This is a genomic window from Roseibacterium elongatum DSM 19469 (assembly GCF_000590925.1).
GTDB classification, from domain to species: domain Bacteria; phylum Pseudomonadota; class Alphaproteobacteria; order Rhodobacterales; family Rhodobacteraceae; genus Roseibacterium; species Roseibacterium elongatum.
Window position 1 is genome coordinate 2,940,618 of record NZ_CP004372.1, and the last position, 11,446, is coordinate 2,952,063.

General features: G+C 66.5%; 5 protein-coding genes and 3 pseudogenes. 4 read left to right on the forward strand and 4 right to left on the reverse strand.

Annotation, left to right across the window (positions count from 1 at the left end; genetic code table 11):
• Positions 1-19 precede the first annotated feature (19 nt).
• From ROSELON_RS14325 to ROSELON_RS14335, 3 genes are all read right to left on the reverse strand, one after another.
• Entirely contained in the window at positions 20-1,168 is a 1,149-nt protein-coding gene (locus ROSELON_RS14325; RefSeq protein ID WP_025313022.1) for a carbohydrate ABC transporter permease, read from the reverse strand.
• A gap of 19 nt (positions 1,169-1,187) precedes the next feature.
• Positions 1,188-2,165, reverse strand: a complete 978-nt coding sequence (locus ROSELON_RS14330) for a carbohydrate ABC transporter permease (protein ID WP_025313023.1) — start codon at positions 2,163-2,165, stop codon at positions 1,188-1,190.
• 123 nt (positions 2,166-2,288) lie between these two features.
• On the reverse strand, positions 2,289-3,638 hold the full coding sequence (locus ROSELON_RS14335; protein ID WP_025313024.1) for an ABC transporter substrate-binding protein: 1,350 nt from the start codon (positions 3,636-3,638) through the stop codon (positions 2,289-2,291).
• Positions 3,639-3,929: 291 nt separating this feature from the next.
• Here ROSELON_RS14335 and ROSELON_RS14340 point away from each other — a divergent pair.
• From ROSELON_RS14340 to ROSELON_RS14350, 3 genes and pseudogenes are all read left to right on the forward strand, one after another.
• Positions 3,930-4,968 (forward strand): annotated as a pseudogene (locus ROSELON_RS14340) (substrate-binding domain-containing protein).
• A 10-nt stretch (positions 4,969-4,978) separates the two neighbouring features.
• Positions 4,979-6,306: pseudogene (locus ROSELON_RS14345) on the forward strand (GH1 family beta-glucosidase).
• A 23-nt stretch (positions 6,307-6,329) separates the two neighbouring features.
• Positions 6,330-7,280: a glucokinase gene (locus ROSELON_RS14350; RefSeq protein ID WP_025313025.1), complete on the forward strand. Its 951-nt coding sequence runs from the start codon at positions 6,330-6,332 to the stop codon at positions 7,278-7,280.
• 66 nt (positions 7,281-7,346) lie between these two features.
• Here ROSELON_RS14350 and ROSELON_RS14355 read toward each other — a convergent pair whose 3' ends face one another.
• A complete protein-coding gene (locus ROSELON_RS14355) occupies positions 7,347-7,808 on the reverse strand; it encodes an Lrp/AsnC family transcriptional regulator (protein ID WP_025313026.1) in 462 nt (153 codons plus the stop codon).
• A 129-nt stretch (positions 7,809-7,937) separates the two neighbouring features.
• Between ROSELON_RS14355 and putA the strand changes: the two are divergent.
• Positions 7,938-11,442 (forward strand): annotated as a pseudogene (putA, locus tag ROSELON_RS14360) (bifunctional proline dehydrogenase/L-glutamate gamma-semialdehyde dehydrogenase PutA).
• The last annotated feature ends 4 nt before the right edge of the window (positions 11,443-11,446 follow it).

Here is an 11,446-nt window from a genome sequence, read left to right on the forward strand (position 1 = left end):
GCTCGTCCTTGTCTCATCGTCACTTCACCGAACCCGCCAGAAGGCCCCGCACCAGGTAGCGCTGCATGGTGAAGAACACCAGAAGCGGCACGGCGATCGAGACGAAGGCCGCCGTGGCGAGGATCCCCCAATCCCCGCCGCGACTGCCCAGCAGGTCATCGGCGATTTTCACGGTCATGACCTGGCTGTCGCCGGCCGAGGGCAGAAACACCTTGGCCACCAGCAGGTCGTTCCACGTCCACAGGAACTGGAAAATCGCAAAGGACGCAAGCGCCGGAAAGCTGAGCGGCAGGATGATCCGCACGAAAATCTGGAAATCCGTCGCGCCATCGACCTTGGCGCTTTCGATGATGTCGCGCGGAAGGCCGGCCATGTAGTTCCTTAGCAGGTAAACGGCGAGCGGCAGGCCGAAGCCCGTATGCGCCAGCCATATCCCCAGGAAACTCTGCCCAATGCCGATGGTGTTGTGCAGGTTCAAGAGCGGCACCAACGCCAGTTGCAAGGGCACCACCAACAACCCAACAACCCCCGCGATCAGCAACGCCCGGCCCGGAAACTCCATCCAGGCCAGTGCATAGGCGGCGAAGGCCGCGATCAGAATGGGGATGATCGTCGCCGGGATCGTCACTGTCAGCGTGTTGATGAAGGCACGGTCCATGTTGTCGGCGGTCAGCACCGTCCTGTAATTGTCGAGGGTGAAATCGGGCGGCGTCTCGGCCACGAAATAGACCCTCGGCCCGCGATCGTCGGGGTCTGTCGCGGTGTAGATGTAAGAGCCGTCGGCATTCACGGTGATGGTGCCACCATCGCGGTTTTCGACCTCGGTCCCCGCCGGGAAGGCCCCCGGCTCGCGCCCGCGCAGGCCGAAGGCCGCGATGCTGCTTTCCCCGCTTTCGAAGCTCTCGCGCACCTCGGCCGTCTCGAAGATGTTGCCCTGGTAGAACCACAGATCGCCCTCTTGCCGCGGATCGGCGTCGGCACGGGTGCGGTAGGTCAATTCGACCGAAAATGGCGCCACCCACCAGCCCGAGGCCGAGATTTGATCGCGGTCGCGAAAGGACGAGACGAACAGGCCCACAGTGGGGATCAGCCACAGTAGCACCAGGATCAGCACCGAGATATTGGCGGCCCAGACGAGCGAGGATTTCTTGCCGGCGATATTGTCCATGTCTCTCCCCCTCGCGGGCTCAGCGCATCTCGGCGCGCGACTGGCGGATGTTCCAGATCATCACCGGCAGGACGGTGACCATGATGACAAAGGCCACCGCCGTCGCCAGCCCGTCATCGCGGAACATGAAATCCATCATGTAGCTGGGCAGGATCTCGGTATCGAAATTGCCGCCCGTCATCGTGTAGACGATGTCGAACACCTTGAGCACCAGGACGGTGATCGTGGTCCAGACCACCATGATGGTCGATTTGATTTGCGGAACCTTGATCTTGAAGAAGATCTGGAACGGGTTGGCACCGTCGATGATCGCGGCCTCGACCGTTTCCTCGGGGATGCCCCTGAGCGCCGCCGACAGGATCACCATGGCGAACCCCGTCTGGATCCAGATCAGGATGATCATCAGGAAGAAGTTGTTCCAGAACGGGATTTGCAACGGGTCCAGCGGATCGGCCCCGAGGGTCGCGCGGATGGCGTTGATGATGCCGATATCGGGGTCCTGGGCGTAGACGAACTTCCAGATCAGCGACGCACCCACGAAGCTGATCGCCATCGGCATGAAAATCAGCGATTTCGCGACATTGCCCCATTTCAGACGGTCGGTCAGCTGTGCCGCCAGAAGACCGAAGAACGTCGCCGCTGCGGGCACGAAGATCACCCACAGGATGTTGTTGAAGAAGGCAATGCGAAAATCGTCCGATGTCAGCAGCTGTGCATAATTGGCAAGCCCGATGAACTCGTCACCCGCGCGATTGTAGAGCGAGCGGATGAAACTGCCGATCACCGGGTAGACGAGGTACAGCCCCAGGGCGAACATCGCCGGAAACAGGAAAATCCAGGGCCGCACCGCATTGGCGCGGTTGATGTTGCGGCCGGCCTTTTCACCGCGCGCCGGAAAGATGACTTTGTCGAGAACGAGATTGGCGAAGTAGAAATAGGCGATGCAGCCGCCCACGCCGATGATGATGGTGACAATACCCTGAACGATCGGCGACATGCGCGTGTCCTTCCCTGGCGTGTGAAACCGGTGGCGGGGCCGCCGCCCCTGCCGGGGGCAAGCCCGGCCCGCCAGTGCGACGGGCCGGGCAAACGACTCAGAGGGCGATCAAGTGCGCCGCGCTCAATCCAGCGTGTCCCACCGCTCCTGCACGGCGGCGGCGACCGTGGCCGCATCCTCGCCGGTCACGTAATCCACCATGCCGGTCCAGAAGGCCCCGGCCCCGATTTCGCCCGGCATCAGGTCGGAGGCGTCGAAGCGGAACGTGGTGGCGTTCAGGAGGATCTCGTTCATGTTGCGCAGGTCGTCGCTGGCGAAGACCTCGGGGTTCACACCCGAGAACGGCGTCAGGAAGCCCGACTGCGCCATCCACACCTCGTGCGCGATGGGCGTTTGCAGGAACGCGATCAGGCCATGGGCGACCGGCGCATCCTCGGTGATGGCAAAGAGCGTGCCCGCCCCCAGAACCGGATTGCCGAGATCCCCCTCGGCATAGGCCGGGAAGTAGAAGAAGTCGCTATCGGCATCCTCGGGGAAGAAGGTGGGAATGAACGACGCCTGACGGTGCATGTAGCATTCCGGCGGGAAGGTGAAGAGGCCCGCCGGGCTGTCGCGGAAATCGGTCGCGGCCACGGCTTCGGCCCCGCCATTGACGTAGTCTTCATTGCGGGCGAACCAGCCGAATTCCTCGATCGCCGCGACCACGGCCGGATCGTCGAACCCGATTTCATTGGCGACCCACTGGTCATAGACCTCGGGCGGCTGGGTGCGCAGCATCATGTCCTCGACCCAATCGGTCGCGGGCCAACCGGTGGCCGCGCCAGACCCCAGCCCGATGCACCAGGGCGTTGCGCCGTCATCCACGATCTGCTGCGTCAGCGCGCGCAACTCTTCCATGGTTTCGGGCACGTCGTAGCCGGCTTCGTCGAACTGCTCAGGGCTGTACCAGACCAGCGATTTCAGATCGACCTTGTAGAAGAAGCCGTAGAGCGCCTCCGCGCCGTCCGGGCCCGCATAGGACCCCAGATCGACCCAGGATTGGCCGGCGGCGTAGTTTTCGGTGATCCACGCATCCGTGCCCTCGGCCAGCGGCGTCAGGAACCCGCGCGCGGCCATGTCAGAGGCAAGGCCCGGCTGCGGGAACACGGCGATATTGGGGGCCGAGTCCGCCTGCGCGGCGATGACGATATCCTGCTCGAAACTGTCCGAGCCGGAATACTGCACCTCGGCCCCGGTCGCGGCCGCGAAATAGGCCAGCACCGAGTTGACAAGCGCGGCATCAGCACCGGTCCAGGGGCCTGTGATGGTAAGGGTTTGCCCGGAATAGTCGTGGCTTTCCGAAAAGGCTTCGTAGCTGTCCCAGTTGAACGCGCCATCGCCCACGGGGAACATCAGCCCACCATGGGCCTCGGCCAGCGCACCGCTGGCCGACAGCGCCAGAATGGCCGCGCTGGTGAATAGACGGGTCTTCATCATGAAATACCTCCCGGTTTCGGTGCCGGGGCGGTCCCCCGACATGTTTGTTGTCCCAAGCGACCGGCCATGGATCGGGCACGAAAACCGCCCCGCCGCCAAAGCGCTTTGGGTTGGCACAACCGTTTCGGATGCATGTGAGTCTGTCAATGCAGCATTGGTAAATTGCGGTAAAAACAGGGTTTATTTCGCAGGTGCAGAAAAAGCGGGCGGTTTGAAATCTTTGACACTTCCGGGCCTGCCCCGCTAGCGTGCCGCCAGGACCCGAAGCGCTTTGGAACGCATTTCGCCATGAATCTCAGGCAACTGGCCGACTCGCTCGGCTTGTCCATGACCACCGTCAGCCGGGCGCTCAACGGCTACCCCGAGGTGCGCGAGGAAACCCGTGCGCGTGTTCTGGCCGCGGCCAAGGCAGCCAATTACACGCCCAACGCTCGCGCGCGGCGGCTGGCCACGGGGCGCGCCATGACCATTGGCCATGTCGTGCCGCTGACCGGGCGCGAGGAAACCGTCAATCCCATCTTTTCGGATTTCCTGGCCGGCGCCGGCGAGGTCTATGCCCGTGAAGGCTACGATCTGCTTTTGTCCATGGTCGCGGCCGAGGCGATCGACGACACCTACCGCAACCTGGCCGCCACCGGGTCGGTCGATGGCGTCATGGTGCAATCGCCCAGGGTCGAGGATCATCGCATTTCCCTGCTGCAGGACTTGAAGATGCCGTTTCTCGTCCATGGGCGAACCGGCGATTACGGCGCCTATAGCTGGCTCGACATCGCCAATATTCGCGCCTTTCGCCGGGCGACCGAGTTTCTGCTGGACCTCGGCCATCGCCGCATCGCCCTGATCAACGGGCAGGAAACGCTCGATTTCGCCGCCCGGCGCCGCAAGGGCATGGAGGAGGCCCTGGCGACGCGGGGCGTGACGACACAACCCGACTGGGTTCACCAGGGGGTGATGACCGAACAGTACGGGTTCACGACCACGCGCACCCTGCTTGCGGACCCCGTGCCGCCGACGGCGATCATGTGTTCCTCGATCATTCCGGCCATGGGCGCGCGCCGGGCCATCGCCGAGGCGGGGCTTGTGCTGGGCCGCGATGTCTCGATCATCTGCCATGACGACGAGCTCTCCTATCTCGGCAATGACGCGCTGACCTCGCCCGCGGGGCCGCCCTTTACCGCGACGCGCTCGTCGATCCGGGCCGCGGGGGCGACGCTGTGCCGAGATGCTGATCGCCCTGATCCGTGCGCCCGACCAGCCGCCGTTGCAAGAGCTTTGGGAAACCGAACTGTCACTGGGCCGCTCGACCGGCCCCGCCCCCGTGGAATAAGGACCCCCGCATGACCCACAGCCGCCAGGATTTTCCCGAGGGCTTCCTGTTCGGGGTCGCCACATCGGCCTACCAGATCGAGGGCCACCAGTATGGCGGCGCCGGCCCCTGTCATTGGGACAGTTTCGCCGCCACGCCCGGCAATGTCGTCCGCGCCGAGACCGGCGCGCGTGCCTGTGACCATTATCATCGCTGGGACCAGGATCTGGACCTGATCCGCGACCTCGGGGCCGATGTCTATCGCTTCTCGACCTCCTGGGCGCGGGTCCTGCCAGAGGGGACGGGGACGCCCAATCCCGAGGGGCTCGATTTCTACGACAGGCTGGTCGATGGCATGCTGGCGCGCGGGATCAGGCCCGCCGCCACCCTCATCACTGGGAATTGCCGCAGCCCCTGGCCGACAAGGGGGGCTGGCGCAATGCCGACATGCCCAACTGGTTCGCCGAGTTCACGGAAACCGTCATGACGCGCATCGGCGACCGCGTCTGGTCGGCCGCCCCGATCAACGAGCCGTGGTGCGTGGGCTGGCTGTCGCATTTCGACGGGGCCCATGCGCCGGGTCTGCGCGATATCCGCGCCACCGCGCGGGCCATGCATCACGTCATGAGCAGTCACGGACGGTCGATCGAGGTGATGCGGGGCCTGGGCATGCGCAATCTGGGGGCCGTATGCAATTTCGAATGGTCGCATCCGGCCAGCGATACGCCCCGCGATCGCGCCGCTGCCGGGCGCTACGATGCGATCTACAATCGGTTCTTCCTCGGCGGGTTGTTCAAGGGGGCCTATCCCGCCCTCGTGCTCGAGGGGCTGGAGCCGCATCTGCCCGCGGGCTGGCAAGACGATTTCGCCCTGATCGGCCAACCGCTCGACTGGATCGGTGTCAATTACTACACCCGCTCGCGCATTGCCCATGCCGAGGGCCCCTGGCCGAACTATGTCGCGGCCGATCCCGTTTTGCCAACCACGCAAATGGGGTGGGAAATCTACCCCGACGGCCTCCGTGATTTTCTGATCCGCACCGCGACCGAGTATTCCGGCGACCTTCCGATCTACGTGACCGAGAACGGAATGGCCAACCCCGATGTGGTGGGCCAGCCCGACCTCGCGCGCATCGACTATCTCGACACCCATCTGCACGCCGTGCGGCAGGCCATCGACGCGGGCGCCCCCGTTCGTGGCTATTTCGTCTGGTCGCTGATGGACAATTACGAATGGTCGCTCGGCTACGAGAAACGGTTCGGCCTCGTTCACGTGGATTTCGACAGCTTGGCAAGAACCCCGAAAGCATCCTATGAGGCGCTGGCGCGGTGGTGGCGTCAACACCCCGACGCGCGCTGACATATCGAACCGGATCCTGCCCCATGCATGATGACAGCGGCCTGTCCCTCGTGGCCGATATCGGCGGCACCAACACCCGCGTCGCGCTGGCCCGCGGCCCCGTGATCGCGCCCGACAGCATCCGCCGCTTTCGCAATGCCGATCACGCGGGTCTGGCCACGGTTCTGCACGCCTATCTCGGCGCGGCCGACGTGACGCCGGCCGACATCGACGGGGTGTGCGTCGCCGCTGCGGGGCCGGTGCGCGACGGGGTCGCGCAGCTGACCAATCTCGACTGGCGCATCGACCGCGATGTGCTGGCCCAGGCCCTGACCGCCGACAAGGTCGCAGTCCTGAACGACCTGCAGGCCCAGGGCCACGCCATCGGCCATATCGCGTCCGAGAACCTGACCGCCATCCTGCCCCAGCCCAGCCATACCGAGCAGGCCGCGAAACTGGTGGTCGGCATCGGCACGGGCTTCAACGCCTGCCCGGTTTTCGACACCGGCGCGGGCCGGTTCGTGCCCCCATCCGAGGCCGGTCATGTCTCGCTACCCGCAAGCGAGGCCGCGCTCCTCCCACTGGTGCTGCAGTTGACCGACGGGCATGGCCATGCCTCGGTCGAAGAGGTCCTGTCGGGGCGCGGGGTCAGCCGCCTGCACCGCGCCTTGCACGGGCGCGAGGCCACGCCGGGCGACATTCTCGCGGCGATGGCGCAGAACGAGCCGGAGGCAGTGGCGACCGGGCGCCTTTTCGTGCGGGTCATGGGCGTCGTCATCGGCGATCTGGCCCTGTCGCATCTGCCCTTTGGCGGCATCTATCTGATCGGCGGCGTGACGCGTCACTTCCTGCCATGGCTGGGCGAGATGGGGTTCGGCGACGCCTTTCGCGACAAGGGGCGGTTTTCGGGGTTCATGGAACAGTTCGGCGTCACCGTCGTGACCGACGATTACGCCGCGCTGACCGGCTGCGCCTCGCACCTGGCGAGACTCTGAAAACCGGGGGGCGGAAATCTCGAGATTTCCGGTCGGAAAACGCGCGTTTTCCGCCCCCGGCCGACGTCACAGCGCGGCATCCTTGACCGCCTGCATCGACACATGGGTCGAGGTCGAGGCCAGATAGGGCAGGTTCGACACGACCTCGGCCAGCACGTCGCGATAGGCGCGCATGTCGCGGCAGCGGATTTTCAGCAGATAATCGAACTGCCCCGCGATCAGGTGACACTGCTCGATCTCGGGCGCGGCCTGCACGGCGGCGTTGAAGGCCGTCAGCGCCGCCTCGCGCGTGTCGGTCAGGCGCACTTCGACAAAGGCCACATGGTCCCGGTCCAGCTTGGCCGGGTCGAGCAAAGCCCGATACCCGAGAATGACCCCGTCGCGTTCCAACCGGCGCAGCCGCGCCTGCGTCGGGCTTTTGGACAGACCGACCCGGCGCGCGATCTCGGTGATCGGCAGGCGGCCATCGCGGCTGAGCACGTCGAGGATCTTGCGGTCGAATGGATCAAGCAGCCCTGTATCAGACATCTGTCTTCCCTTCCTCCGGATGCATTTCAGGAAAAGCGCCCCCAAAACCCAACAGTCAAGGAAATTCGCCTGTGCAGACTGCTGTACCCTGTTTCAAACGCCGGCCCGTCCGAGAACAGAGGTTTCGCGATGCCCTATGACCTGCCCCCGTCCCTTCGCCACCTGTCCGACCTGCGCGCGGACGTGCGGGCCGCGCATTATGCCGACGAGGACGGGATCCTCGGGGCGCTGATCGGGCGTCATGCCCCCGATGCGGGCATGCGGGCGGCCGCAGTGACGCGCGCCGCGCGCCTCGTCACCGCCTTGCGCAATGACAGCCGCCCCGGCCTGATGGAGCTGTTTTTGGCCGAATACGGCCTGTCCACCCGTGAAGGCGTGGCCCTGATGTGCCTGGCCGAGGCGCTGTTGCGGGTGCCCGACGCGCCCACGATCGACGCGCTGATCGAGGACAAGATCGCCCCCTCGGCATGGGGCCATCACCTCGGGAAATCCTCCTCCTCGCTGGTCAATGCCTCGACCTGGGCGCTGATGCTGACGGGGCGGGTGCTACAGGATGGCGAGGGCATGGCCAACGTGCTGCGCGGTGCGGTGCGCCGTTTGGGCGAGCCGGTGATCCGCGCCGCCGTGGGCCGCGCCATGCGCGAAATGGGCCGCCAGTTCGTGCTGGGCGAGACCATTCCCGACGCCATGGCCCGCGCCGCCACGCAAGAGGCCGAGGGCTACACCTATTCCTATGACATGCTAGGCGAGGCGGCGATGACCGCCGCCGACGCCGCGGCCTATTTCGATGCCTATGCGCAGGCGATCGCAGGGTTGGCGGCGGCCTGCCGGTCCGACGATATCCGGGCCAATCCCGGCATCTCGATCAAGCTGTCTGCCCTGCACCCCCGCTACGAGGCCGCACAGCGCGACCGTGTCATGGCCGAACTTGTGCCGCGCGTGCGCCGCCTCGCGCGGGCGGCCTGTGCCGCCGGGATGGGCCTGAACATCGACGCCGAAGAGGCCGACCGCCTGGACCTTTCGCTCGATGTCATTGCGGCTGTGCTGGCCGACGACGCCCTGTCGGGGTGGGACGGGTTCGGCGTGGTGGTGCAAGCCTATGGCAAACGGGCCGCGCCGCTGCTGGATTGGCTTCATGCCCTGGCCGAGGGGCTGGACCGACGCATCATGGTGCGCCTTGTGAAAGGGGCCTATTGGGATACCGAGATCAAGCGCGCCCAGGTCGAGGGGCTGCCGGGTTTCCCGGTCTTCACGCGCAAGGTGGCGACCGATGTCTCGTATCTGTGCAACGCCCGCAAGCTCTTGGGCATGACCGACCGGATCTATCCGCAATTCGCCACGCACAACGCCCATTCGGTGGCCGCGATCCTCGAGATGGCCGATGACCCCACGGCCTTCGAGTTTCAGCGCCTGCACGGGATGGGCGAGGCGCTGCATGATCTGGTGCGCCAGCAGAATGGTACGCGCTGCCGGATCTACGCGCCTGTCGGTGCGCATCGCGACCTGTTGGCCTACCTTGTCCGGCGGCTGCTGGAGAACGGCGCCAATTCCAGCTTCGTGCATCAGGTTCTGGATGCCGAGGTGCCCGTCGAAACGGTCGCCGCCGACCCGTTCGACGCGCTCGACCGGGCCGCCGCAAACCCGGCCGTGACCCCGCCCGAGGACCTGTTCGGCCCATCGCGGCGCAATTCGCAGGGCTTCGACCTTGCCGATCCGATGACCCTGGCCCGGATCGACGCCGCCCGCGCGCCCTCTGCGACGGCCCGCTGGCAGGCCGCCCCGCTCTTGGCCGGCCCTGCGCAGGGCGGCCCGGTGCACCCTGTTGCAAACCCGGCGCGCCCCGATGATCGCCCCGGCGACGTGCAGGAAAGCTCTGCTGCCGATATCGAGACGGCCCTGGCCGCCGCCGCTCCCTGGGCCGCGCCCGCCCCCGCCCGTGCCGCGGTGCTGCGCCGTGCCGCCGATCTCTACGAGGCCCATCACGGCGAGATCTTCGCCCTGCTCGCGCGCGAAGCGGGCAAGACCCTGCCCGACGCGGTGGGCGAGTTGCGCGAGGCCGTCGATTTCCTGCGCTACTATGCCGACCAGGCCGAGGGGCTGGAGGCCCCCGCGCGCGGCGTGTTCACCTGTATCAGCCCGTGGAACTTTCCGCTGGCGATCTTCACCGGCCAGATCGCCGCGGCCTTGGCGGCGGGCAATGCCGTGCTGGCCAAACCGGCCGAGACGACGGCCCTGATCGCGCACCGCGCGGTGCAATTGATGCATCAAGCCGGCGTGCCGCGCGCGGCGCTGCAATTGCTGCCCGGCACAGGGGCCGAGGTGGGGGCGGCCCTGACCGCGGATGCGCGTATCGCCGGCGTGTGTTTCACCGGGTCCACCGCCACGGCGCAGGGCATCAACCGCGCCATGGCCACGCATCTGGCGCCCGACGCGCCGCTGATCGCCGAAACCGGCGGGTTGAACGCGATGGTCGTCGACTCGACCGCGTTGCCGGAACAGGCGGTTCGCGACATCCTCGCCTCGGCCTTTCAATCGGCCGGGCAGCGCTGCTCGGCGCTGCGCTTGCTTTATGTGCAGGAGGATGTCGCTGACGGCGTCATCGAGATGCTCAAGGCCGCGATGTCCGAGCTGTCCCTTGGCGATCCGTGGCATCTGAAGACCGATATCGGGCCGGTCGTCACCGCCGAGGCCGCCACGGACATCATGGAGCACATCGCGGCGTTTCGCGCCGACGGTCGCGTGATCGCCGAACTGTCCCGGCCCGCCCAAGGCCATGTCGTGCCCCCGACCCTTCTGTCCCTGCCCGGCGGCATCGCGGATCTGCAACGCGAGGTGTTCGGCCCCGTGCTGCATGTGGCCACCTACAAGGCGCGCGATCTGGACAGGATCATCGCCGAGGTCAACGCCAAGGGCTTCGGCCTGACCTTTGGCCTGCACAGCCGCATCGACGACCGGGTGCAACAGGTCTGCGGCGCGATCCGCGTGGGCAATACCTATGTCAATCGCAACCAGATCGGGGCCGTGGTCGGCAGCCAGCCCTTCGGCGGCGAGGGGCTTTCGGGCACCGGCCCCAAGGCCGGCGGGCCGCATTACCTTGCCCGGTTCGCGCAGGCGGCCCGCCACATCGACCCGGCCGATGCGCCCCCGCCCGCGACCCAAGTGACCCGTGACGCCCTTGACGCCGCGCTGGCCGCCTTGCCCGATCCGCGCGACACCACCCTGTCAACCGAGGTCATGCCCGGCCCGACCGGCGAGTCGAACCGCCTGAGCACGCATCCGCGGGGCCGTGTCCTGTCGCCTCGGCCCCACGGCCCAGGCCGCCGAGGCCCAGGCCCGCCTGGCCCGCGCGGCCGGGTGCAGCGCCCTGGCCGTCGCCCCCGGCGTGGCCGAGGGGCTGTCCGGCACCGTACCGCCCGACTGGTTGGCGACCCTTGGCCGCATCGAGGCGGTGATCTGCTGGGCCGATGAGGCAGTGCTGCGCCCCATCGCGCGGGCCTTGGCGGATCGCGACGGCGCAATCGTGCCGCTGATCAGCGAGGCCGACCCGGCGGACCACCTGATCCTCGAGCGGCATTTGTGCATCGACACCACCGCCGCAGGGGGCAACGCGCAGCTTTTGGCCGCGGCCGGGTAACGCA

Excerpts from the sequence above, each read along its gene's own strand:
- ROSELON_RS14335 (WP_025313024.1), bottom strand. The coding sequence starts at position 3,638 with ATGAAGACCCGTCTATTCACCAGCGCGGCCATTCTGGCGCTGTCGGCC.
- ROSELON_RS14355 (WP_025313026.1), bottom strand. The coding sequence starts at position 7,808 with ATGTCTGATACAGGGCTGCTTGATCCATTCGACCGCAAGATCCTCGAC.
- ROSELON_RS14350 (WP_025313025.1), top strand. The coding sequence starts at position 6,330 with ATGCATGATGACAGCGGCCTGTCCCTCGTGGCCGATATCGGCGGCACC.
- ROSELON_RS14330 (WP_025313023.1), bottom strand. The coding sequence starts at position 2,165 with ATGTCGCCGATCGTTCAGGGTATTGTCACCATCATCATCGGCGTGGGC.
- ROSELON_RS14325 (WP_025313022.1), bottom strand. The coding sequence starts at position 1,168 with ATGGACAATATCGCCGGCAAGAAATCCTCGCTCGTCTGGGCCGCCAAT.